Source organism: Nocardioides humi, from assembly GCF_006494775.1.
Lineage (GTDB): Bacteria > Actinomycetota > Actinomycetes > Propionibacteriales > Nocardioidaceae > Nocardioides > Nocardioides humi.
Genome location: NZ_CP041146.1, coordinates 2,569,743 through 2,592,238 on the forward strand (window position 1 = coordinate 2,569,743; position 22,496 = coordinate 2,592,238).

Genomic DNA, 22,496 nt, shown 5'->3' on the forward strand with positions numbered 1-22,496 from the left:
GCCAGAACCCTCGCCTGACCTGCACAAACGCGCCCGATCAGTAGTACCAGGGGAACGGCGACCAGTCCGGCTCCCGCTTCTCCAGGAACTGGTCGCGACCCTCCTGCGCCTCGTCGGTCATGTACGCCAGCCGGGTGGTCTCACCGGCGAAGAGCTGCTGGCCGACGAGACCGTCGTCGAGGAGGTTGAAGGAGTACTTGAGCATCCGCTGGGCGGTGGGGCTCTTGCTGTTGATCAGGCGGCCCCATTCGAGGGCCGTGGCCTCGAGCTCGGCGTGGGGGACGGCGCGGTTGGCGGCGCCCATCCGGACGGCGTCGTCGGCGGAGTACTCCTGGCCGAGGAAGAAGATCTCGCGGGCGAACTTCTGTCCGACCTGGCGGGCGAGGTACGCCGAGCCGTAGCCGCCGTCGAAGGAGCCGACGTCGGCGTCGGTCTGCTTGAAGCGGGCGTGCTCGGCGGAGGCGAGGGCGAGGTCGCAGGTGACGAAGAGGCTGTGGCCGCCGCCGGCCGCCCAGCCGGGTACGACGCAGATGACGACCTTCGGCATGAACCGGATCAGCCGCTGGCACTCGAGGATGTGCAGGCGGGCGAGCTTCGCCTTGTCGATCGGGCTCGGCTCCTCCGCGCCCGTGTCGCCGGCGCCGGCGGCGACGTCCTCGTACTGGTAGCCGGCCCGGCCGCGGATCCGCTGGTCGCCGCCGGCGCAGAAGGACCGCTTGCCGTTCTTGGGACTCGGACCGTTGCCGGTCAGCAGGACGCAGCCGACGTCGCCCGACGTACGCGCGTGCTCGAGGGTGCGCAGCAGCTCGTCGACGGTGTGGGGCCGGAAGGAGTTGAGGACGTCGGGGCGGTCGAAGGCGATCCGGACCGTGCCGTGCGCCTTCGCGCGGTGGTAGGTCAGGTCGGTCAGGTCCTCGAACCCGGGGATGACGTCCCACTGGCTCGCGTCGAACGTCTCGCTCACGCCCTCGATCGCACTCATGGGCCGAACGCTAGCCGCTCTGGAATAGCCGCCGACCGCGTGGTCTTGTGACGTCATGACTCTTCAAGGTGAGTACGAGCCGAGCAGCACGAAGTGGGTTCGCGACCAGGTCGCGGCGTACGAGGCGTCGGGCGGCCGCGAGGCCAACACGCTCCAGGGTGGCAAGGACCCGATCGTCGTCATCACGAGCGTCGGCGCGAGGTCCGGCAAGCTGCGCAAGAACCCGGTCATGCGGGTCGAGAGGGACGGCGTGTACGCCGCGGTCGCGTCCAAGGGCGGCGCCCCGGACAACCCGAGCTGGTACGCCAACTTCGTCGCCCACCCCGTCGTCGACCTCCAGGACGGGCCGGAGCCGAAGGCCTACCGGGCGCGGATCGCCGAGGGCGAGGAGCGGGAGCGGTGGTGGGAGCACGCCGTCGCGACCTGGCCGACCTATGCGTCGTACCAGGAGAAGACGGACCGCCAGATCCCCCTCTTCCTCCTGGAGCCGGTCGAGGGGTGACGGGCGCGGTCAGCTGTTGGCGATGGTGACGGCCAAGCCGCAGAGGTGGCCGAGGCGGGCGATCTCGGAGTCGGCGAACTCCGGGCCGCCGCGGCGGCCGATCACGACGATCTCGTTGCCGTCGAGGCGGGCGGCGGCGAAGAGGGTGACCTCGTCCTCGGGGGACTCCAGGCGGGTCGGGCTCTCGATCTCGACGAACTCGAAGTCGTCGGGGGCGGCGCTGGTGCCGTAGACGACGCCCTTCGCGCGGTGCACCCGGGTGGCCCAGTCGACCCGGAAGGTCGCGGGCAGCAGGTCGATCAGCTTGTCGAAGGCGTCGTCGGGCGAGGCGGTCAGCTCCTCGACCGCCTCGAGGTCCATCATCAGGTTGCCGCCCGCGGGGTAGCGGCTGACGAAGAGCACCTCGACGTCGTCGAGCCGGTTGCAGGCCGAGACGACCGAGTCGGGCATCATCCCCTGGTCCAGCTCGAGCAGGACGTCGTCGACCGCGGTGCCGTCGTCGCGCTTCTCGACGATCTCGATCGCCTCGATGTCGCCGCCCGCCATACCGATGGCCGTGGCGACGCGGCCCAGCGAACCGGGGACGTCGGGCAGCAGCACGCGCAGCAGGAACGGCATGGTCTCGACACTAACCCGACCAGGTTTCGCGCCGGTTGCGGGGCCCACCGGTTGGGCCGGGCGGCAGGACTCACACCTCGAGCCTGCAAACCTCGCACTTCGCGCGTGCAAACCTCGCACTTCGCGCGTGCAGAGCTCACACCTCGCGGGAGGTGGTGAGGCGGCGGCGGAGGCCGGTGGCGCGTTGGGCGGTGGTCGTGACGGCAGCGCGTACGGCGGCCTCGGAGCCGACGACGAGCAGGCTCTCGCGGGCGCGGGTGACGGCGGTGTAGAAGAGCTCGCGGCTGAGCAGGCGGGAGTCCTCCTCGGGGAGCAGGACGGCGATCCGGGTGGCCTGGCTGCCCTGGCTCTTGTGGATCGTCATGGCGTGCATGGTCTCGATCGCGTCGAGCCGGGCGGGGGCGAACGGGCGGGGTGCTCCGGCGCCCGCGATCCAGGCCCGGGGCCGGCCCACGGGGTCGGTGACGACGACGCCGGTCTCGCCGTTGTAGACGTCGAGGGCGTAGTCGTTGCTGGTGACCAGGAGGGGGCGGCCGGCGTACCAGGCGGAGCCGAGGGGTACGCCGAGCTCGGCGGCGAGCCACTGCTCGACGTGGCGGTTCCAGACCCGGACGCCGTAGGGGCCGTCGCGGTGGGCGCAGAGCAGCCGGAAGGCCTCGATCTCGGCGAGCGCGGCCTCGGGCCCGGCATCGACGGCGGCCGCGCGGATCCGGAGCGCGGCGGCGGTGCACTCGGCCTGGAGGGCGGCGACCGGGTCGTCGGTCTCGACCCAGGTGACCTCGCCGGTGCCGGCCCGGAGCACCTCCAGCACACGGTCCGCGGCGTCCGGCGAGTCGTCGCGCAGAGCGGCGGCCAGGCCCTTGATCTCCTCGGTGGAGCGGTGGTTCTCGGTCAGGGCCGCGACCGGGGAGTCCGGGTGGGCGGCGAAGCCGGCGACGAGGTCGGAGAGCACCGCACCGGCGTCCACGGAGGTCAGCTGGCGCGGGTCGCCCACCAGCACCAGCCGGCTGTCGGGGCGCACCGCCTCGAGCAGCCGGGCCATCATGGTCAGGTCGACCATGGACGCCTCGTCGACGACGACCAGGTCGTACTTGAGCCGGTTGGCCCGGTCGTGCCGGAACCGGGTGGCGTTGTCGGGGCGCCAGCCCAGCAGCCGGTGGAGGGTCAGCCCCCGCGGGGCGGTGATCTGGTGGGGTCCGTCGCCCAGCGCGCCGAGGTCGGACAGCTCCTCCTCCACCGCCTCCTGCAGCCGGGTGGCCGCCTTGCCGGTCGGCGCCGCGAGCGCGATCGACATCGGCCGCTCGTGGGCGAGCGCGAACTGGTCGGCCAGCGCGAGCACCAGCCGGGCCACGGTGGTGGTCTTGCCGGTGCCGGGCCCGCCGGTCAGCACGGTCGTGCGGTGCCGGGCGGCGTGCTCGACCGCGGCCGCCTGCTCCGGGCTCAGGTGGTGCCCGCTCACCCGCTGCAGGGTCGCGGTCAGCACGCCGTCGTCGACCGCCGGCGGGCCGAGCTCCATCCGCGCGGCGAGGTCGTCGGCGACCTGGCGCTCGAGCCGGTGGTAGCGGTCGAGGTAGACCAGGTCGTGCTCCACGTGGAGCACCTCGGACGCGACCAGCGCGGACGCCTCGATCGCCGCGACCCAGTCGGCGCGGTCCGGCCACGCGAGGTCGGGCAGGCCCGGCAGGTCCGCGAGGTCCGGCAGCGCGTCGAGGTCGAGGCCGACGGACCCGCCCCGCACGGAGCGGACAGCGAGCGCGGCGGCGAGCAGCACCCGCTCGTCGTCCTCCCCCGCCAGGGCGGCGACCCGCTCGGCCACCCGGACGTCGGCGGCGTCGACGACGCCCGCGGCGTTGAACGCACCCAGCTGTCCGTCCACGCCGCGGGCCAGTCGGGGGTCGTGGGCCGAGGTGGGCTCGAAGATCTCGGTCACGATGCCTTCCCGTCCAGCAGGTCGGACAGCGCGAGCACGAGCGCGACCGGCGGCTGCCAGGTGAAGATCCCGCACGGGCTGCCGTCGACCCGCGGGGTGTCGGGGCCGCACATGCCGCGCAGGTAGAGGTACGCGACGCCGCCGAAGTGCCGCGCCGGGTCGTACCCGGGCTGCCGCCAGCGCAGGAACCGGTGCAGCACGACGGCGTACAGGAGGGCCTGGAGCGGATAGTCGGAATGGCCCATCGCCTCGTCGAGCGCGGCCGGTCGGTACGACCCGGCGGTCAGCGGCTCGTCGGCCGGCCCGAGCCAGTTGGTCTTGTAGTCGATGACGACATAGCGCGGATCACCGCCGGCCCCGCCGCCCGCCGGGCGCAGCCGGAGGACGACGTCGATCGAGCCGGTGAGGTATCCCCGCAGCACCTGTCCCCCGAGCAGCGGGTTGTCGAGGGCGTCGGCGTACGCCCGGACCGGGTCCCCCGCGGGCAGGTGCGCCCGCAGCAGCCGGGCGATGTCGCCGAGCAGCACCTCGTCGACACCCGACGACATGGCCGCGGGGTGGTCGCCGCCCGCGAGCGGCAGCTCGAAGTCCAGCTCGCAGAGCCGGTCCGCGGTCCCGACGACGCGCAGCGTGGTGTCGTCGAGCATCGGCCCCAGCGGGGTGTCGAGCACGGCCACGAGGGCGTCGGCGAGCTCCTCGGGATCGAGCGGGACCGGCCACCAGGTGAGCTGCTCGTCGATGTGCTCGAGCAGCTCGGCGCGCAGGTCGGGCACCGTGGGATCGGCGTGCTCGAGCACCGCGTGGACGAGCGATCCGAAGGTCGCGCCGACCGGGAGAGCGGCCATCGGCGAGGGTACGGCGAGCGCGGGATCCTCGTCCCGGACGGTGGAGACGGCCGGCAGGTCGCCCAGCGCCTCGTCGTCCTTGGCCGCCACCTCGGGCTCGCTGCCGACGCCGGGGACCGGCGTACCGAGCTCGACCCGGCTCAGCGCGGAGTACGACGTGCGCCGCCACTCGGTGTCGACGGTGCGGGTGAACGCCCGGGCGTCCATCGCGGCCGGCGGGTCGCGCGGCACCGCCGGCAGGTCGGCGGCGGGCTCGGCGACCTCGGGCACGAAGGCGCCGCGGTCGCGCCAGGTCGCGAACAGCGCGGTCGCGGCATCCTCGTCGGGCACCGGCGGCCCGACCGGGACGTCCCCGCGCAGGCCCGGCCCGTCGGCGGCGGGCTGGCGCATCAGCAGCCGGTGCAGCGGCGAGGCCTCGGCGTTGCGGGTCGGCGCCCACCACGCGACGACCTGGCTCTGGGCCCGGGTGAGGGCGACGTAGAGCAGCCGCAGCCACTCGCCGTTCTCCTCGTCGGTCCACCGGCGCACGTGGTCGGCCCAGTCGGGACCGGAGCCGCCCACGTCGAGGCAGCGCCGGCCGTCGGCGTCGTGGTAGAGCGGCTTGTCGGGCTTGCCGACCCAGCGGTCGGCGAGGGAGGGGAGGTAGACGACGGGGTACTGCAGGCCCTTGCTGGCGTGGATGGTCACAAGCTGCACCGCGGCGGCGTCGGAGTCGAGCCGGCGGGTGCGCTCGGCGCCACGGCCCTCGCGGGCCTCGAGCACCTGCTGCCGCAACCAGGCCAGCAGGGCGACGGCACCCATCTGCTCGCGCAGCGCGGCCTCGTGGAGGACCTCGCCGATGTGGCGGACGTCGGTGAGGGTGCGCTCGCCGCCGACCTGGCCGAGCAGCCGCTCCGGCATCCCGCCGGAGGTGGCGGCCTCGACGACGGCGGCGACGCCGCGCCGGCCGAGCGCCTCGGACCACGACCGCAGCCGGTCACCGAGCTCGTCGCTCAGCTCGTCGCCGCCGGCGTCGAGGGTCGCGGCGTCGTACCCGAGGAAGCAGGTGAGCGCCGCGGCCCGGACCCGGGCGGTGCGGTGCGGCTGCTCCAACGCCTCCAGCAGCGAGAGCCACTCGACCGCCGCCGGGGTGGCGAACACGCTGCCGCCGCCGGCGATCACCGCGGCGACGCCGACCTCCTGGAGGGCGGCGCGGGCGGCGGCGAGGTCGGCGTGGCGGTAGCAGATGACGGCGACGTCGCTGGGCCGCAGCGGCCGGCCGTCGAAGGTGGCGTCGCCGGCGAGCAGCGCCCGGACGTCGTGGGCGAGGTCGCGGGCGATGTGGGGCCGGACCCGGGCGACCGGGAGCGCGGTCGACCCCCGCTTGCGGAAGGTCTCGCGGCGCACCACCCGCATCCGGAACGGCGCCGGCCGCGGCGCCCCCACCAGCCGCGACTCCCGGTGGTGGGCCTCGACGTCGTGGACGACGATCCGCGGATCGCCGAGCTCGGCGCCGCCCAGCAGGTGGCCGAAGCCGGCGATCAGCCCGGCGTCGCTGCGCCGGTTGACGGCCAGGGTCTGGCGGGTGGTGGCGGTGTCGGCCGCGGTGAGGTAGGTCGTCACGTCGCCGCCGCGGAAGGCGTAGATCGCCTGCTTGGGGTCGCCGATGAGCACCATCGTCGCGTGCCCGGTGAACGCGCGGTCGAAGACCTGCCACTGCACCGGGTCGGTGTCCTGGAACTCGTCGACGAGCACGATCCGCCAGCGCGCCCGCATCCGCGCCCGGGCCGGGGAGTCGGGGTGGGCGAGCGCCTCGGCGAGCTGGCTCAGCAGGTCGTCGTACGACAGCACGCCGAGGCGGCGCTTGCGCCGGTCGAGCTCGCGGCGCACGGCGGTGGCGAAGGCGACCCGGCGCCCGGCGGGGTCCTCGCGCGGGAGGCCGGCCGGCTCGAGGACGGCCTGCGGGTCGCCCACGACCGCGCGCGCGATGGCGAGCGCCTCGGTGTGGGTGAAGGCGGGAGCGGTGCCGTCGGGGAGCTGGGCGAAGGCGCGGAGGTAGAGGTCGTCGACCACCTCGACCAGCAGGTCGTCGAGGTCCTCGACCAGCCGGGCGCGGGCGTCGGTGTCGCCGGCCACGCCGAGGGACTCGAGCACCAGCGAGCAGAACTGGTGGATGGTGGCGATGGTCGCGGCGTCGAAGTCGGCGAGCGCCTGGGCCACCCGGCGGTGGCGCAGCCGCCGCTCGTCGGGCGGGCAGTCGAGGATCTGCTCGATCACCTCGGTCCGCGCCGCCTCGGCCAGGTCGATGCCGGCGAGCGCGCGCTCGGCCTCGACCAGCTGGCGGCGTACCTGCTCGCGCAGCTCCTGGCTCGCCGCCCGGCCGAAGGTGACGACGAGCAGCTGCTCCAGCGGCACGCCCTCCTCGGCGACGTACCGGGTCACCAGGGCGCCGATGGTCCAGGTCTTGCCGGTGCCGGCGCTCGCCTCCAGCAGGGTGGTGCCGGTCGGCAGCGGGCCGCGGATGTCGAAGGGGATCACAAGGGTCCCACCTTCTCGGCGCCGGAGAGCAGCGGCTCCCACAGCGCCCATGCGTACGACGGCAGGCCGGCGTCGATCAGCACCGAGACGGGAGCGTCGTGGCCCCAGATCCGGCGGTGGATCGCGTCGTCGTCCTCGCCCTTGATCCCGAGAGGGTGGAACCGGTCGGTCGTCCAGGCCTTGGCCGCGGCCTCGACCGGGTCGACGTCCATTCCGCGCAGCTCTCGGGCGCGGGCCTCGGCCCAGGCGTGCGCGGTCCGCAGCGGGATGGGGAGCGGACGGACGGCGCCCTCGTCGTAGAGCGCGACGACGGCGGCGAGCCACTCGGCGGCGCGGTGGTCGAGCGGACCGGCCAGGGCGCGCTGGGGACCGCCCCGGGCGCGGGCGATGGCGTGGCTGGTCCAGTTCTCGTCGGGGTGGCTGGCGCTGAGGGCGACCACCGCGAGCCAGGCGGTGAGCCGTTGGCGGGGGCCGGGACGGGAGTAGGTGAGGTCGACGACCTGGTTGCCGTGGACGCGGGGCACGGTGCCGGTGAGGCGACGGCCGCCCCCGAGGTCGACGTCGACGTCGATGCTGCGGCCGGGCGCGGCCCGCAGCGGCGCGCTCTGCTGGAGCAGGGCCTGGCAGTCGCGGACGACGTCGGCGAGGGTGCCGTACCCGAGCCCGAACGGCGGCAGCGTCCCGCGCAACTGCTCGGCGAGCATCACCGCCTCGCCGGTGGCGGCCGGGTCGTCGGAGGAGAGGACGGCGCGCAGCAGCCGGTCGCCGACCCCCACTTCTCCAGGTTGTCGAGATCGACCGGGATCGCGTCGGCGACCTCGCCGGGCTCGAACGGCGTGGCGACGTCGAGCCGCCCGCGGAGGAACGCCCGGGCCGGACGGTGGACGAAGTCGACGAGATCGGCGAGCGAGACGTCCTGGACAGCGCGGGCGGGGAGCGGCTCACCGAGGAAGGGCGGCACCGGCGTCCGCTCGCGCACGGACGCCCGCGCGCCGGCGAGCGAGGCCCGGTCGAAGCTGAACGGCCCGGCTCCGACCAGCTCGCCGGGGACGTGGTTGCGCGGGTCGAAGCCCTGCAGCGGATGGCGGACGACGACCCGCGACCGCACCGGCTCCGCGGCGGTGCGATCGAGCGCGTCGATCAGCTCGCCGAGCGGCACCGCGGGCGGCCGCTCCTGGCCGGTGTGCTCGGCGGCGCCGGTGTAGGTGATCACGAGCCGCTCCCCCGCGGCGAGGATCGCGTCGAGCAGCAGTTGGCGGTCCTCGCCGCGCAGGTCGCGCTCGCCGACGCGGGGCCGGCGGGCGAGGACGTCGTCGCCGTTGACGCCCGTCGTACGCGGGAAGACGCCGTCGTCGAGGCCGACCAGGCAGACCACCCGGTGGGGCACGGACCGCATCGGCACCATGGTGCAGACGGTGAGCGTGCCGGTGCGGAAGTTGGCACGGGTGGGGCGGCCGGCCAGGCGCGCCTGGAGCAGCGCCCGGACGTCGGCGAGCCGCAGCGGCACGTCCGGGTCGCTCTCGTCGGCGCTGGCTCGCGCGCGGGCCAGCTCCCGCTCGAACTGGGGCAGCTGCCAGGCGTCGTCCTCGTCGACCTCGCACAGGTCGCGCACGCCCTCGATGATCGCCGCGAACCACGCATCGGCGACACTCGCCGCGTCCAGGGCGCGCAGGCACGCGCCGAGGCGCGCCACCGCCTCGCTCAGCCGGCCGACGAGCTCGATCTCGCCGCTGGCGATGTCGTCGACGGGCAGCCCGCGGCCGACGTGGCGGTGGTCGTCGTCGCTCATCGCGACTCCGAGCAGCAGCCGGTCGAGCCCCGCGCGCCAGGTGTTGTGCTCGAAGCCGTCCATGGCGTACGCCGAGCGCTGGGTCGCGTCGATCCCCCACCGGACCCCGGCCTCGGCGACCCACCGGGTCATCCGGGCGAGGTCGTCGTCGGTGAACCCGAACCGGCGCCGGCACACCGGTCGGGACAGCAGGTCGAGGACCTGCGACGCGGTCGCCCGCGCACCCGCGAGCTCGACGAGGACCACGGCGACCGCGAGCAGCGGGTTGGTGCTGCTGGCCGCCCGGTCGGCCAGCCGGACCCGGAGCCGGTGGGCCGGATGCAGCTCGGATCCTCCGGGCCCGCGCGGATCGGCCTGCTCTCCGATCAGCTCGCCGAGGCCGAACCCGGCGGAGATCAGCGGCGCGTAGGTCTCGACGTCGGGGCACATCACCACGATGTCGCGGGGCTCGAGGGTCGGGTCGTCCTCGAGCAGGCCGACGAGCAGCTCGCGCAGCACCTCGACCTGGCGGGCCGGGCCGTGGCAGGCGTGCACCTGCACCGACCGGTCGTCGGCGGCGAGGACCCGATCCCTGCGCTCCTCCTCCGCGGGCGCGCGGTTGGCGCGCAGGTCGGCCTGCAGCCAGCCGAGCAGGTCGTCGGGCGCGGCCGGGTCGGGCGCCGCGCCGGCGTCGACAACCCGAGTCCCCGGATTGGCCGCGTCGCGAGCGCCGCCAGATGCGTGCGGTGGCAAGGCGTCCGGCGCGACGGCAGTCTGGTTGCACTGTTGAGCGTCGGCAACGTCGCCAACGCTCCATCTGGTGGCGCGCAGCAGCGGGGAATCCGGGGACTCGGGTTCAGCCTCCCCCGCACGCACCCGCGCGCCCAGCACTGTCGCCAGCTCGCGGGCGTCGCGGCCGAGCGAGGCGAGCAGCGGATGCCGGGCCAGCTCGGCGGAGGCCGAGGCGTCCCGCGGCCCGACCTCGACGCCGGCCGCGGCGACCGCGTCCCACAGCGCCGCCGACGGCTGCGCCAGCCACAGGTGGACGTCGCGGTGCGCGGCCAGCGCGACGAGGAGGTCGATCTCGGTCTCGGGCAGCCGGGTGTGGCCGAACAGCGACAGCCGGTCGGGCAGGTCCAGACCGTCGACCTCGCCGGACCGCAGCGCCGCGCACACCCGCTCGTGGCGGACGTCGGGCGGCTCGACGTGGCCGGCGTCCGCCATCCGGCGCAGCAGCCGCCGCCACAGCTCGGCCTCCCACGCGAGGTCCTCGGCCAGGGGCGCGCCCGCGCCGTCGGTGTCGCGCCCCGCGCGCCAGTCGCGGACCAGCGCCGGCCGCTGGACGGCGTACGACGTGAACAGCTGCGCGAGCCGACGCGCGACCGACCAGCGGCGGCTGCGGCGCAGCTCGCCCTCCTCGCCGTCGAGACCGTGCCCGAGGTGGGTGGCGAGGGTCGCGCACCACGGCTCGTCGAGGGAGTCGTCGATGGTGGCGAGCAGCGGCCAGACCAGCCGGTCGGGGTGCCACGGGTCGTCGCGGTCGCGGCCGGGTGGGCGTCGCCGGGGGGTCGTCGATGGTGGGCCGTGCTCCGGGTGCGTGCCTCGCAAGGCGCCGGCGCGAAGCGAGACCGGGTTTGTCTCGTGAGCGTCGGCAACGCCGCGAGGTGCGTGCCCGGGGCGCGGGACACCCGACGAACCGCCGGTGCCGCCCACCAGCAGCCCGACCAGCGAGGCGGGCTGGAGGAAGCGCACCCCGGCGCAGACGCCGTCGCCGCCGGCCGGGCCGGCGCCGAGCCGGTGGGACAGTCGCTGGGTGAGCCAGCGCTCCACGCCCTTCGCGGGCACCACCACGACCTCGCTGGCGAACGGGTCGGCCAGCGGCGTCGCGAGCAGCCCGCCGAGCTCGTCGGCGAGCAGGTCGGTCCGCGCGGCGCGGTGCAGGTGGAGGGTCATGTCGGCCCCGACGTTAGTGGTGGGGTCCGACGGTTCCGAAGCGAGACCGGTCAGCCGGCACTGCCGCCGCGGTCTCCGTCGTCCAGCAGCGGATCGTGCACCCGGAACCCCAGCCCCTCGGCGACCGCTCGCAGGCTCAGGTCGTGCGTGACGACGACGGTCTCCGCACCGCAGGCGATCGCCGAGGCCAGATGCACCGCGTCGAGGGTCCTGACGTGGTCGGCGATCGCCTCGGCACCGGTCAGGATCCCCTCCGTGAGCAGGATCATCGCGACGTGGTCGAGAACGGCGTCCCGTTCGGTGACGGGTATGTCCTCCCTCCGCAGCCCCGGGTGAGCTCCGCGCGAAGGATCCGCGAGGACACCAACGTGTCGGCGGGATCGGCCGTGACCGCATCGAACCATTCCTCCGCGCGCCGCGAGCCCAGCAGCGCATGGACCGCGATCGAGGTGTCGAGGTAGTACCTCGTCACCAGTCGGACTCCATCGCCTCCAGCAGCTCCTCGACCGAGCCCGCGGTCCGCAACCGCCGTCGTGGCCGCTCCGTCAGACGCGAGCCGGTCCGCGCCCGCGGGGGGATCAGCTCCGCGTCCGCCACCGGCGGCACCAGGCGGGCGATCTCGCGCCGGTGACGCGTCACGACGTACGTCTCACCGGACTCGACGTCGCGCAGCGCCTCGGTCGGGTTCTGCCGGAGCTCGGCGACGGTGATCGACTTCATGGAGCCATCTGACGACTTTTGTCTACCTGAATCTACCTACGCCGAGTCCCCAGCACCGCCCGCCCGATCCGCAGCAGCGCGTCCCGCTGGTCCGCCTCGGCGAGGGGCAGGCGCAGCCGCATCGCGTTGACGACCGTCTGGGACGAGCGGACCAGGGCGTGGGCGTCCGCGCGCGTCAGCTCGGGCCGGCAGGCCACGAGCAGGACGACCCACTCGTCGACGTAGTCCTGCTGCATGCGGCGGATCGGCGCCCGCTCGTCCTCGGGGACGTGGACGATCTCGGTGAACAGCGCGGCCAGGGCGTCGCCCTGCGCGGCGTTGATCCGCACCAGCGACGCCAGCGCCTGTTCGAGCGCCTCGACCGGGTCGTCGGTGGCGGACAGGACGCCGGACAGGTCGAACTGCAGGGCGTCCAGGCAGCGGGTGAGGACGTGGGCGAGGAGGGCCGACTTGCTCGGGAAGTGGTGGTAGAGCGTCGGCCCGGAGATGCCCGCCGCGGCGCCGATGTCGTCCATGCCGACGGCGTGGAAGCCGCGCTCGGCGAAGAGTCGTACGGCGGCCGAGAGCGCCGCCTCGCGCCGGGACGCCGGGCGCAGGCCCCGGCCGGGAGCGGCGGCGGTCCCCGGTGGGACGACCCCGGCGGGCAGGAGCGTGCCCAGGTCGGCCACGGCGGTCGCGGCGCCGACCATCAGCGTGCGGGCCCGGTCCCGGTCCAGTCGGGCCCGCTCGAAGGCCCGGCCGGTGGTGAGGACGGTGTGGACCGCCCAGGTCAACGCGTCGGCGTCGGCGTCGCCCGTCGCCGGGGCGGCGGCCACCACCGCGCGCCGCAGGGGCTGCAGCGCGGCGAGGTACCGCGCCTCGAGCTCCGCGGCCCGATCCGGCTCGAGGAAGAACTGCCCGCGCTGCCACACGCTCCCGGGGCGCCCGGGCCCCAGCAGCAGCGTCGCCGCGTGGTCCAGCAGCAGCGGCAGGTCGGCCGCGCCGCCGTACGCCTGCTCGAGGAGGTCGATCTCCTGCTCGACCGCCGCGGCGAGCAGGCCGGACTTGCCGCGGAAGTGGCGGTACAGCGCCGACGCGGTGACCCCCACCTCCGCGGCGATGTCGGCGACCGCGACGTCGTGGAACCCGGCGCGCTCGAACTGCCGGGCCGCCGCCGCGACGATCTGCTGCTTGCGGTCGCGCGGCCTGCGCTGGGGAGCGAGGTCGGTCATGTCAGCCCGGCAGCCGGTCGAGGAAGGCGTTCATCGCCGAGCGGCCGTGCTCGGTCGCGGTGTCGATGGCGCCCAGGTCGCTGGTCAGCCGGGCCACGTCCGGCGAGCCGGGTGGTGGGCGCACCTCGACCAGCGTGGGTACCTCGGCGGAGGTGCCCTCGGCGAGCCGGAGGTCGTCCTCGGCGTACGTCCGGTGCCGGCCGACGTGCGCGACGCCGGCGGCCCGTCCGTGCCGCAGGAAGTACGGCGCCAGCAGCACTCGCTCGACTCGCGAGGGCGGCGCGGCGCGCTGGTCGGAGCGGCGGGTGCCGGCGGCGTTCAGCGCCCCGCCGGACGTGCCGTAGACATCGTCGAAGGCACGCGTGAGCCCGGCCTCGTCGAGGGCCAGCGCCATGCCGGCGGAGTACGCCGCCCGGTTGCCGCCGCCCTCGATCGCCAGTGCGATCCGGAGCCCGTCACTGCGTTGCCCGGGCCCGCTTCCGGACGCACGGCGCTCCGCGAGCGCGGCGACGAGCGTGGTCATGCGGGCAGCTCGCGCACCACCCGGGCCGGGCTGCCGACCGCCAGCACGCCGGCAGGCAGGTCCCGGGTGACGACCGAGCCGGCGCCGACGACGGTGTCGGCGCCGATCGTCACGCCGGGGCAGACGATCACGCCGCCGCCGAGCCAGACGTTGTCGCCGATCGCGATCGACAGCGCGTTCTCCCACTTGTCGCGCCGCAGGCCCGCCTCCAGTGGATGGAGAGGCGTGAGCAGCTGGACGTGCGGGCCGATCTGCACGTCGTCGCCGATGGTGATGGGCGCGACGTCGAGGGCGACCAGGCCGAAGTTCACGAACGACCGCGCGCCGATCCGGATCTGCGTGCCGTAGTCGACCCGCAGCGGCGGACGGATCGCGGTCTCCTCGCCGATCGCGCCGAGCAGCTCGCCCAGGATCGTCGTACGACGCTCCCGCTCCCCCACGCCGGTGGCGTTGTAGGCCTCGGTCAGCTCCTGCGCGCGGACATGGGCGTCGATCAGCTCGGGGTCGTCGGCGAGGTAGAGGTCGCCGGCGTCCATCCGCTCGCGCATCGTGCGGCCGTCGGGCTCGGTTCGTCCGGTCATGGGTCCAGCCTGCCCGACGACCCGGCGGATCGGGGACGACGGCCTCTCGATGCCGGGCCGTCCGCCGCCGGAGGCTCTGCTGTCGACCGCCCCATGCCCCTACGCCACGAGGAGAGACATGCTCACCACCATCGCGCGCCCCGCCGCGACCATCACCGCCGTCCTGGGGATGCTCGCGCTCTCCGCCTGCGGCGACGACGACGGCCCCGAGGCCCGTCCCACCGCCTCCGACGAGCTCGGCGACGTCGACGACGCCCGGGAGGATCTCGCCGACGCCCAGGAGGACTCCGGGGTCCCCGAGGAGTGCGCCGGCGCGTTCCCGCTGGCCTGGGGCGAGCCGGACCTGGCCGATGCCGCCCTGCCCGCCGGCTGGCCCGACCCGCCCGCAGGCGCCGTCCTGTGCGCGGTGTCCGACGACACCGGGAGCGTGCAGACCGTCGACTACGCCACCGACCAGGACGCCGTCGCCGTGCTCGACCACTACGCGAGCGCCCTGGCCGGCGTCGAGGGGTACGACGTCGCGCGCGAGGAGCCGCCCGGGCTCGGCCACGAGGTGGTCAGCGGGACCGCTGGCGACGACGGCGGGTTCCAGGTCGACCCGCGCGACGGCGGGTTCCGGATCGCCGTCGACATCGGCTGATCACTCGCGTCCCAACCGTCACAGCGGACGGGCGGTTCATGCGCTTGTCAGGCGTTGCAACACCTGACAAGCGCATGGATCCCCGGATGTCCGGGGATCCATGCACCCCGACCGCCACAAGCGGTGCCCGGCCGATCGAGGACTGCGGACCTTGCCCGCCGGGCCGTCCGATCCAGCACAATGCCGGGCATGGACAAGCGCGTCGGGCGCCGGCCCGGCGTCGCCCTGGGGATCGTGGCGACGACCTGGGGACTCGTGGTGGTGGCGGTCGTGCTGACGCTCGCCGCCGACGCGCCCTTCGACGAGGTGCCGTGGTACGCCGAGCGCAGCTACTTCGTGCTCTACCTCCTGGTCGCGACCACCACCGGCCCGACCTCGGCGCTGATCGTGAAGCACGGCGACCACCCGGTCGGCCGGCTCACGGCGGTGATCGGGATCGGGTTCGCGGCGTCGGCCGCGGCGCTGGCCTGGAGCTTCGCGGCCTGGACCTGGCCGGGCCTGCCGGGCGCCGGGCTGGCCGTGCATGCGTCGGCGTGGCTGTCCGCGCCGGGCGGGTTCCTGGCGATCACCGTGCTGCCGTGGCTGCTGCGCCCGGACCGGCTCACGCCCGTACGACGCGCGCTCGCGGCCACCGGCGTCGTGGTCAGCGCCGTGATCATGCTGCTCAGCGCGACCAGCCAGCAGGACGGCGCGCCGGAGAACCCGCTCGCGCTCGACGACACCGCCCTCGGCCCGCTGCTCGGGCATCTGGTGTGGCCGAGCCTGTGGGTGTCGGCGGCGGTGGGCCTGCTCGCCGTGGTCGACGTCGTGCGCCAGTGGCGGCAGGAGCCCCGCGACGGCGCGCGGGCGTACGGCGTGCTGGCGCTGGCCGTGACGCTGATGTTCGTCGGCATGGCCATCCTCCAGTTCTGGCCGGAGTCGTGGTGGCGAGGCGTCGCCGAGCCGCTGGGCATCCCCGTCGTCGCCGTCGCCCAGCTGCTGCTCTGCCTGTCCGTGGTGGTCGTCGTGCTCCGCACCTGGGACCGCGGGCTGGACGTCGCCGTGCCCCGGCTCGCCGTGTGGGGGCTGCTGTCCTCCCTGGTCGTGGTCCTCTACGTCACCCTCGTCAGCGTCACCAGCCGGCTGCTGCCGATGAGCGACGACGCGATCCGCACCGTCGTCGTCGCCGGGCTGGCGCTGGTCATCCACCCGCTGCGCCAGTGGCTGCAGAGCCGGGTCGACCAGCTGGTGCACGGCGGCGCCGCCGACCCGGTGAAGCTGCTGACGCAGCTCGGGCGGCAGGTCCGCGGGGGCGCGCGCGACGTACTGCCGGCGCTCGTGGAGACCGTCCGCGGCGGGCTGCGGCTGGGCCGGGTCGAGGTCGTCTCCGCGGACGAGCCGCGGGTGGTGGCGAGCGCCGGGCCGGATCGTCCCGGGATCGAGCCCGACCGGCAGGTGACGCTCCGGCTGGTGGTCGACGACCGGCACGTCGGCGACCTCACCGCCCAGGCCGCGCCCGGCCAGCGCCTGGAGGGACGGACCGTCCGCGTGCTCACCTCGCTGTCCGACGTCCTGGCGCTCGGCCTCGACCTCACCCAGACCAACCTGCGGCTCCGGGCGGCGTCCGAGCGGCTCGGCGAGGTACGCCACGAGGAGCGGCGGATGCTCCGGCGCGAGCTGCACGACGGCATGGGCCCGGCGCTCGCCGGGGTCGGCCTCGGCCTGGCCGCCGCCCAGCGCCGGCTCCGGCACGACCCGGAGGGCGCGTCCGAGCTGATCGACCGGATGCGCGCGGAGCTGACCCGGCGTACCGAGGACGTGCGCCTGCTGGCGCGCTCGCTGCTGCCCGCGCAGCTGGACGACGGCGACCTCGGCGAGGCGCTGGAGGTGCTGGCCGAGCGCTTCCGGGGCGCCGGCCTGGGCGTGCGGACCCGGGTGGAGGCGACCGGGCTGGACACCCGGCAGCAGATCGCGATCTACCACGTCGCCACGGAGGCGCTGATGAACACCCACCGGCACGCCCGGGCCGGCACGGTCGACGTCCTGGTCACCACGACGCCGGAGGGCGCCGTCCTGCTCGACGTCACCGACGACGGCTGCGGCATCGCCGGCTCGCCGCGCGGCGGGGTCGGCCTGGTCTCGATGCGGGAGCGGGCCGACGAGCTCGGCGGGCACGTGGTGGTCGAGCCGCGCGGCGAGGCCGCGGGAACCCGAGTGAGGATGGTGCTGCCATGACGACACCCGCGACGGATCCGATCCGGGTGGTGGTGGTCGACGACCACCCCGTCTTCCGGATCGGGATGGCCTCGCTGCTCGAGGAGTCCGGGTTCGCGGTCGTCGGCCAGGCGGCCGGGGAGGACGAGGCGGTGGAGGTCGTCGGTACGACGGCACCCGACGTCGTGCTCATGGACCTCGACCTGGCCGGCGGGTCGGGGGCGAACGCCACCCGCGAGATCCTGCGCCGGCGGCCCGAGACGGGGGTCCTGGTGATCACCATGTTCGGCGACGACGAGGCGCTGTTCGGCGCGATGCGCGCCGGGGCGCGGGGCTACCTCGTCAAGGGCGCGGACCCGGAGGAGATCGAGAGCGCGGTGCGGGCGGTCGCGGCGGGGGCGGTCATGCTCGGGCCGCAGGTCGCCGGGCGGGCGATGGACTACCTGACCGGCGCCCGCAGCGTGCGCGGCGGCGTCTTCGCCGAGCTCACCGAGCGCGAGCGGGACGTGCTGGAGCTGGTCGCGCGCGGGCACGACAACGCCACCATCGCGCGGATGCTGGTCCTCACCACCAAGACGGTGCGCAACTACGTGTACGCCGTCTTCACCAAGCTGGACGTGAACGACCGGGCCGCGCTGGTGGTCAAGGCGCGCGAGGCGGGGATCGGGGTCAGCCGGCCCGAGGGCGGCGACCCGGCGTACTGAGGACGCCTGCACCTGCCGGCCGGGCTGCCGCGCGGACGAGGGTGAGGACGCCGCCGTAGAGCACGGCGGACGGCGCCGGCGCGCCGCTCCCGAGAGAGCCACTCCTCATGTCACTCGCCACCGATCCACGGGGCACGCCCGTGCCCGTGGACTCCCCCGCTTCCGCGCCTGGCCGCTGTGGATGAGCGCCGCCGGCCTGCTCGGCATGGTCGGCACGCTCTTCACCGACCAGCGGCCCGCCGGTGAGGCGTCCGGGGACTACACCGTCTCGGTCCGGGACATCCCCGACCTCGACCACCTGCCCTTCCGCATCGGCGGCTTCGGCGGCTTCCTCTGCGTCGCCGCCCTGCTGGTCTTCGCCGCCGTGTGGCGCCGCCACGTCAGCCAGCGCTACGACTGGTCGATCGGCGCCTCGATCGTCTCCTTCGGCGCCGTCGCCGCGGCCGGCACGCTGACCCTGGCCTACGGCTGGAAGGGCGCGCTCGGCAACTACCTGCACGGCGCGATCGAGGAGGGCACCTACGACGACGCGGGCCTCTACACCTACTACGTGATGAACGACTTCAGTCCGTTCATCGCCGCGCTCCCGCTCGCCGTCGCCCTCGGCGGCATCGCCTGGATGGGCCTGCGCGAGGGCCTGGTCACCCGCGGACCGGCCGTCCTCGCCGGCCTGGTCTGCCTGCTCGCCTTCGTCGCGGTCGCCGCGACCGGCGTACCGGGCCTGCCCTTCGTCGCCCTGCCCGGATTCGTGCTCGTCGGCAGCTGGCTCTCGCTGAGCCGCAGCCGCATCGTCAAGGAGGACCTGTCATGAGAAGGACCCGCACCATCGCCCTGCTGGCCGCCGCTGCCGTGCTCGTCGCCACCCCGGCGGCGGCTCAGCCGGTCGACCCGGAGGACCCCACTCCCCCACCCGGCCCGATCGACCAGACCCCGCCGACGATCCACCTCGACTACCCGACCGGCGGCGTCGACGGCTGGTTCCCGGGCCCCCGCACCGTGACGGTCCTCGTCAGCGACGAGGGCACGGGCGGCGGCGCCAGCTCCGGCGTGAGCCAGGTGTCGTACCGGATGACCGGCGCCACCGAGCTCGAGGACGTGTTCGAGGGCCGCCGGGGAAGCCTGCCGGTCAGCAACGAGGGCTCGACCCAGATCGACATCACCGCCTTCGACGGCAACGGCAACCGCGCCGAGGCCCGGATCTGGGTCGGCGTGGACCGGGTCGCACCGACCATCACCTTCGCGCCGCACCTGGCGCAGAACGCCGAGTACGCCCTGGGACAGCGGGTCGTCAACGGCTTCGGCTGCTGGGACGCCCACTCCGGCGTGGCCACCTGCAACGGCAGCGTGGCCGACGGCGCACCGCTCGACACCAGCACCCCCGGCTCACACACGGTCACCGTGACGACGACCGACCCGGTCGGCAACGCCCGGCAGTCGACGCTCACCTACCAGGTCCGGGAGGGCACGTTCTCCGTCCAGCGGCCGCCCTCGATCTCGGGGACGCCGCGCACCGGCGAGACGCTCACCGCCACACCCGCCGCCTTCACCCCCGACCCGACGCGCATCGAGCACCGGTGGTACCGCGACGGCGAGCAGATCGAGGACGAGGAGGAGGCGTCGTACGTCGTGAGGCCGGCCGACGCCGGCCGCAGCATCCACTACGCCTCGGTCCCGCACCGGACGCACTACGCCGGCACGCCGGCCACCTCGAGCCCCGTCGTCATCGAGCGGACGCCCGCGAACGACGGCCCGGCGCCGGTGCCGCCGCCCGCGGCCAAGGCGTCCTCCGTGGTGAGCGCCAAGGCGAGGTCCCGCGCCCACGGCAAGGTCAAGCTGTTGGTCACGGTGAGCGCGGCCGAGGTCGCGACCGGCAAGATCGTCGTCCGGCGCGGGAAGAAGGTCGTGGGGAAGGCCAAGCTCCGCAACGGCAGGGTCACGATCGTGCTGCGCGGCCTGCCGCGGGGCAAGGTCAAGCTCACCGTCGGCTACCAGGGCAGCGCCGTCGTGGCGGCGAGCACGGCGAAGGTCCGCGCGACCGTGCGCTGAGCGGTCCGCCACCGGCCCCGGCGCGGCGACCGTCCCCGGTCGTCGCGCCGGGTCGCGCGGGGTCGCGCCGGCTCAGTCGTCCTCGCGGCGCCGGCGCTCGTCCATCCGGTGCCGCAGCCGCTCGCGCTCCTCGCGCGCGTCCTCCGTCGCCTCGTCGATCTCGCCCTCCAGGGCGGCGACGGCCTCCGGCTTCCCGTGGAACCGGCGGAAGGAGTAGACGAGCAGGGCGAGCGCGATCGCGCAGGAGACCAGCAGCGTGACGCCCGTCCAGGGCCCGCCGATCAGCCACCATCGGTCGGCGATCGGCCACCAGCCGGGGACATCGGGGCCGACCAGCCAGATCACGCCGAACACCCCGATGCCGAGGGCGAAGACGGTGGAGAGGATCACCCGCGGCCAGGTCTCCACGCCCTCCGCGGCACCGCGCAGCGCCCGCAGCCGGACCGGCTCGAGCATCCGCTCCGCCCACTCGTACTGCTGGGAGAGCACGGCCAGGCCGGCGAACAGGAGCAGCAGGCCCGGGCCGGGCAGCACCAGGGCGGCGATGCCGGCGAGCACCAGGACCCAGCCGACGACCTCCAGCGCCAGCCGCTTCGCGGCCCCGGTCACCGGCCACCCCCGAAGCGGTCGAGCCAGGACAGCACGTCCTCGTCGGCGTTGCCGTGCTCGGCGGCGATCCGCGCCCAGCGCTGCGCCATCGTGTGGAAGCGCAGCGGGTTGTAGACGTCCTCCTCGCGGGAGAAGAGCCCGTCGCCGGCGTACGTCATGATCGTGATGTTGGGCTCGGTCAGCATGGTCCCGTCGCCGGGGTCGGGCATCGGGTTGAGGACCTCGCAGACCAGCCGGCCCTGCGTGGCGTCGACGACCTGCCAGGAGATCGGGAAGCCGGTCATCATCCGGCCCGGGTACGACGTCATGGTGCGCACCGCCCAGTCCCGGATCTCGTCGCGGCCGCGGAAGGTGCCCATGGCGTGCTCGACGTACTCGGCGTCGGGGGTGAACAGCTCCGCATAGCCCTCCCACTCGCCGGTCGCGGTGAAGCCCGCGACCTGCTCGTGGAAGGCGGCGTAGGCCTCGATGATCTCCTCGGCGGCGAAGACGGGCGCTGCGATCATGACTCGATCCAATCAGGTCGGCCCAACGTCGGCACTACGCTTCGGGCCATGCCGCGCGGGACCGCCTCCAGACGCCGGAGCCCGTTCGGCTCGCGGATCCTCGGCCCGCGCGACCAGGGGCCGCGGCAGCTGCGGGTCCGGATCCAGGTGCTGCTGACGGCGATGCTGGTGACGACCAACCTGGTCGGTGCGCTCGTGGTGTTCGTCGTCAACACCTGGGCGATCCCCTCGCCCGCGCCCAACCACGCGATGGTGCTCGCCCTCGCGATCGCGATCCCGACGTACGTCGTCCTGGCCGCCGTCGTCGGCGCGGTCTGGGGGACGACGTCCTCGCTGCGGGCGCTGCGCTGGGCCACCCAGCCCGAGGTCGACCCGGACCGCAGCCAGCGGGCGCAGGCGCTGCGGGTGCCGCTGTCGCTGACGTCCGCGCAATTCTTCATCTGGCTGGTCGGGACGATCCTGTTCACGGTGCTGACGGTGCTGCTGCAGCCGTCGCGCGCGGTCGGCACCGGCCTCACGGTGGGGATCGGCGCGGTCGTGGTGTCCGGCATCGCCTACCTGCTCACCGAGTTCACGCTGCGCCCGATCGCGGCCCGGGCGCTCGCCGACGTGAAGGTCACCCAGCGGGTGCGTGGCGTCGGCGTCGGCCCGCGGATGGCGATCTTCTGGACCCTCGGGACCGGCGCCCCGCTGATCGGCCTCATGGTCACCGCCATCCTGGCCCTCACCCCCGCCGGCTCGGACGCGACGCTCGCGCAGCTCGCCGTCGTCACGATCATCGTGTGCGGGATCGTCCTGGTCTTCGGCTTCCTGCTCACCGACCTCAACGCCCGCTCCGTCGTCGCGCCGCTGCTCTCGGTGCGCGACGCCATGCAGGAGGTCGAGCACGGCCGGCTCGACACCGACATCGTCGTGTACGACGGCACCGAGCTCGGGCAGCTGCAGAGCGGCTTCAACTCGATGGTCCACGGCCTGCGCGATCGCGAGCAGATCCGCGACCTGTTCGGCCGGCACGTCGGCCAGGAGGTCGCGGCGGCCGCCGCCGCGCTCGGCGCCGGGGAGATCGAGCTCGGCGGGGAGACCCGGGTGTGCTCGGTGCTGTTCGTGGACCTGGTCGGCTCGACGACGTACGCCACCGAGCACGGGCCGGCCGAGGTGGTCGCCGTCCTCAACCGGTTCTTCGGGGTGGTCGTCGACGAGGTGGACCGTCACCACGGCCTGGTCAACAAGTTCATCGGCGACGCGGTGCTCGCCATCTTCGGCGCGCCGGTGGAGCACCCCGACCATGCCGCCGCAGCGCTGTCCGCGGCGCGTGCGACGGCCGCGCGGCTGGCCGTCGAGGTGCCGGAGGTGGGCGCCGGGATCGGCGTCGCCACCGGGCAGGTCGTCGCCGGCAACGTGGGCCACGAGCAGCGCTTCGAGTACACCGTCATCGGCGACGCCGTGAACTCCGCCGCCCGGCTCACCGACCTCGCCAAGGACGTCCCCGGCTGCGTCCTCGCCTCCTGGGACACCGTCGCCGCCGCCGGCCCTCCCGAGGACGCCCACTGGGCGCCGTACGGCGAGACCACGCTGCGGGGCCGCTCGACCCCGACCCGGCTCGCGGTGCTGCAGGAATCGCCGCTGAAGCGGTGATTCCCTCGCTTCT

The 22,496-nt window shown here is 74.6% G+C and carries 18 protein-coding genes and 1 pseudogene; 7 read left to right on the forward strand and 12 right to left on the reverse strand.

What is annotated here, in order from left to right:
* Nucleotides 1-37: 37 nt before the first annotated feature.
* Nucleotides 38-982, reverse strand: coding sequence for a 1,4-dihydroxy-2-naphthoyl-CoA synthase (locus FIV44_RS12570; RefSeq protein WP_141004730.1), 945 nt, complete (start codon nucleotides 980-982; stop codon nucleotides 38-40).
* A gap of 55 nt (nucleotides 983-1,037) precedes the next feature.
* Here FIV44_RS12570 and FIV44_RS12575 point away from each other — a divergent pair, with 55 nt between their 5' ends.
* Nucleotides 1,038-1,484, forward strand: coding sequence for a nitroreductase family deazaflavin-dependent oxidoreductase (locus FIV44_RS12575; RefSeq protein WP_141004731.1), 447 nt, complete (start codon nucleotides 1,038-1,040; stop codon nucleotides 1,482-1,484).
* A 9-nt stretch (nucleotides 1,485-1,493) separates the two neighbouring features.
* Here FIV44_RS12575 and FIV44_RS12580 read toward each other — a convergent pair whose 3' ends face one another.
* The 9 genes and pseudogenes from FIV44_RS12580 to FIV44_RS12625 all read right to left on the reverse strand — a co-directional run bounded on the left by FIV44_RS12580 (nucleotide 1,494) and on the right by FIV44_RS12625 (nucleotide 14,150).
* Nucleotides 1,494-2,093 (reverse strand): ACT domain-containing protein, encoded by a 600-nt coding sequence (locus FIV44_RS12580; protein ID WP_425465172.1) that lies wholly within the window; start codon nucleotides 2,091-2,093, stop codon nucleotides 1,494-1,496.
* A gap of 145 nt (nucleotides 2,094-2,238) precedes the next feature.
* Nucleotides 2,239-4,032 carry an exodeoxyribonuclease V subunit alpha gene (gene recD, locus FIV44_RS12585; RefSeq protein WP_141004733.1) on the reverse strand — a complete coding sequence of 598 codons (1,794 nt, stop codon included), beginning with the start codon at nucleotides 4,030-4,032 and terminating at the stop codon, nucleotides 2,239-2,241.
* Nucleotides 4,029-7,394, reverse strand: coding sequence for a UvrD-helicase domain-containing protein (locus FIV44_RS12590; protein ID WP_246086937.1), 3,366 nt, complete (start codon nucleotides 7,392-7,394; stop codon nucleotides 4,029-4,031). Before FIV44_RS12590 ends, recD begins: the two co-directional genes overlap by 4 nt.
* Nucleotides 7,391-11,115 (reverse strand): annotated as a pseudogene (gene recC / locus FIV44_RS12600) (exodeoxyribonuclease V subunit gamma). Before recC ends, FIV44_RS12590 begins: the two are co-directional and overlap by 4 nt.
* Nucleotides 11,116-11,165: 50 nt before the next feature.
* Entirely contained in the window at nucleotides 11,166-11,384 is a 219-nt protein-coding gene (locus FIV44_RS31335) for a PIN domain-containing protein (RefSeq protein ID WP_219996425.1), read from the reverse strand.
* Between the two features lie 199 nt (nucleotides 11,385-11,583).
* Nucleotides 11,584-11,835, reverse strand: coding sequence for a type II toxin-antitoxin system Phd/YefM family antitoxin (locus FIV44_RS12610; RefSeq protein WP_141004737.1), 252 nt, complete (start codon nucleotides 11,833-11,835; stop codon nucleotides 11,584-11,586).
* A 32-nt stretch (nucleotides 11,836-11,867) separates the two neighbouring features.
* Nucleotides 11,868-13,046 (reverse strand): TetR/AcrR family transcriptional regulator, encoded by a 1,179-nt coding sequence (locus FIV44_RS12615; RefSeq protein ID WP_141004738.1) that lies wholly within the window; start codon nucleotides 13,044-13,046, stop codon nucleotides 11,868-11,870.
* Nucleotide 13,047: 1 nt separating this feature from the next.
* The gene (locus FIV44_RS12620; RefSeq protein WP_141004739.1) at nucleotides 13,048-13,569 is read right to left on the reverse strand and encodes a patatin-like phospholipase family protein; all 522 of its coding nucleotides are present in this window, start codon (nucleotides 13,567-13,569) and stop codon (nucleotides 13,048-13,050) included.
* Entirely contained in the window at nucleotides 13,566-14,150 is a 585-nt protein-coding gene (locus tag FIV44_RS12625) for a sugar O-acetyltransferase (protein ID WP_141004740.1), read from the reverse strand. Before FIV44_RS12625 ends, FIV44_RS12620 begins: the two co-directional genes overlap by 4 nt.
* A gap of 118 nt (nucleotides 14,151-14,268) precedes the next feature.
* Here FIV44_RS12625 and FIV44_RS12630 point away from each other — a divergent pair, with 118 nt between their 5' ends.
* The 5 genes from FIV44_RS12630 (at nucleotide 14,269) to FIV44_RS12650 (ending at nucleotide 19,733) form a co-directional block, all read left to right on the forward strand.
* Nucleotides 14,269-14,790: a hypothetical protein gene (locus tag FIV44_RS12630; protein ID WP_141004741.1), complete on the forward strand. Its 522-nt coding sequence runs from the start codon at nucleotides 14,269-14,271 to the stop codon at nucleotides 14,788-14,790.
* A 189-nt stretch (nucleotides 14,791-14,979) separates the two neighbouring features.
* Nucleotides 14,980-17,004 (forward strand): sensor histidine kinase, encoded by a 2,025-nt coding sequence (locus FIV44_RS12635; protein ID WP_141004742.1) that lies wholly within the window; start codon nucleotides 14,980-14,982, stop codon nucleotides 17,002-17,004.
* Entirely contained in the window at nucleotides 17,001-17,687 is a 687-nt protein-coding gene (locus FIV44_RS12640; RefSeq protein WP_141004743.1) for a response regulator transcription factor, read from the forward strand. The genes FIV44_RS12635 and FIV44_RS12640 overlap by 4 nt, the downstream gene beginning before the upstream one ends.
* Before the next feature lie 181 nt (nucleotides 17,688-17,868).
* The gene (locus FIV44_RS12645; RefSeq protein ID WP_141004744.1) at nucleotides 17,869-18,498 is read left to right on the forward strand and encodes a hypothetical protein; all 630 of its coding nucleotides are present in this window, start codon (nucleotides 17,869-17,871) and stop codon (nucleotides 18,496-18,498) included.
* Nucleotides 18,495-19,733, forward strand: coding sequence for an Ig-like domain repeat protein (locus FIV44_RS12650; protein ID WP_141004745.1), 1,239 nt, complete (start codon nucleotides 18,495-18,497; stop codon nucleotides 19,731-19,733). The genes FIV44_RS12645 and FIV44_RS12650 overlap by 4 nt, the downstream gene beginning before the upstream one ends.
* Nucleotides 19,734-19,805: 72 nt before the next feature.
* Here FIV44_RS12650 and FIV44_RS12655 read toward each other — a convergent pair whose 3' ends face one another.
* Together FIV44_RS12655 and FIV44_RS12660 are read right to left on the reverse strand one after the other, a co-directional pair.
* Nucleotides 19,806-20,342, reverse strand: coding sequence for a PGPGW domain-containing protein (locus tag FIV44_RS12655; protein WP_141004746.1), 537 nt, complete (start codon nucleotides 20,340-20,342; stop codon nucleotides 19,806-19,808).
* Nucleotides 20,339-20,848: a nuclear transport factor 2 family protein gene (locus tag FIV44_RS12660; RefSeq protein ID WP_141004747.1), complete on the reverse strand. Its 510-nt coding sequence runs from the start codon at nucleotides 20,846-20,848 to the stop codon at nucleotides 20,339-20,341. The genes FIV44_RS12655 and FIV44_RS12660 overlap by 4 nt, the downstream gene beginning before the upstream one ends.
* Before the next feature lie 48 nt (nucleotides 20,849-20,896).
* On the opposite strand from FIV44_RS12660, the gene FIV44_RS12665 reads away from it, so the two are divergent.
* Nucleotides 20,897-22,483 (forward strand): adenylate/guanylate cyclase domain-containing protein, encoded by a 1,587-nt coding sequence (locus FIV44_RS12665; protein WP_141004748.1) that lies wholly within the window; start codon nucleotides 20,897-20,899, stop codon nucleotides 22,481-22,483.
* The last annotated feature ends 13 nt before the right edge of the window (nucleotides 22,484-22,496 follow it).

Bases quoted from the DNA above. Each gene is read 5' to 3' on its own strand.
- FIV44_RS12570 (WP_141004730.1), bottom strand. From the start codon at position 982: ATGAGTGCGATCGAGGGCGTGAGCGAGACGTTCGACGCGAGCCAGTGG.
- FIV44_RS12575 (WP_141004731.1), top strand. From the start codon at position 1,038: ATGACTCTTCAAGGTGAGTACGAGCCGAGCAGCACGAAGTGGGTTCGC.
- FIV44_RS31335 (WP_219996425.1), bottom strand. From the start codon at position 11,384: ATGATCCTGCTCACGGAGGGGATCCTGACCGGTGCCGAGGCGATCGCC.
- FIV44_RS12610 (WP_141004737.1), bottom strand. From the start codon at position 11,835: ATGAAGTCGATCACCGTCGCCGAGCTCCGGCAGAACCCGACCGAGGCG.
- FIV44_RS12615 (WP_141004738.1), bottom strand. From the start codon at position 13,046: ATGACCGACCTCGCTCCCCAGCGCAGGCCGCGCGACCGCAAGCAGCAG.
- FIV44_RS12620 (WP_141004739.1), bottom strand. From the start codon at position 13,569: ATGACCACGCTCGTCGCCGCGCTCGCGGAGCGCCGTGCGTCCGGAAGC.
- FIV44_RS12625 (WP_141004740.1), bottom strand. From the start codon at position 14,150: ATGACCGGACGAACCGAGCCCGACGGCCGCACGATGCGCGAGCGGATG.
- FIV44_RS12630 (WP_141004741.1), top strand. From the start codon at position 14,269: ATGCTCACCACCATCGCGCGCCCCGCCGCGACCATCACCGCCGTCCTG.
- FIV44_RS12635 (WP_141004742.1), top strand. From the start codon at position 14,980: ATGGACAAGCGCGTCGGGCGCCGGCCCGGCGTCGCCCTGGGGATCGTG.
- FIV44_RS12640 (WP_141004743.1), top strand. From the start codon at position 17,001: ATGACGACACCCGCGACGGATCCGATCCGGGTGGTGGTGGTCGACGAC.
- FIV44_RS12645 (WP_141004744.1), top strand. From the start codon at position 17,869: ATGAGCGCCGCCGGCCTGCTCGGCATGGTCGGCACGCTCTTCACCGAC.
- FIV44_RS12650 (WP_141004745.1), top strand. From the start codon at position 18,495: ATGAGAAGGACCCGCACCATCGCCCTGCTGGCCGCCGCTGCCGTGCTC.
- FIV44_RS12660 (WP_141004747.1), bottom strand. From the start codon at position 20,848: ATGATCGCAGCGCCCGTCTTCGCCGCCGAGGAGATCATCGAGGCCTAC.
- FIV44_RS12665 (WP_141004748.1), top strand. From the start codon at position 20,897: ATGCCGCGCGGGACCGCCTCCAGACGCCGGAGCCCGTTCGGCTCGCGG.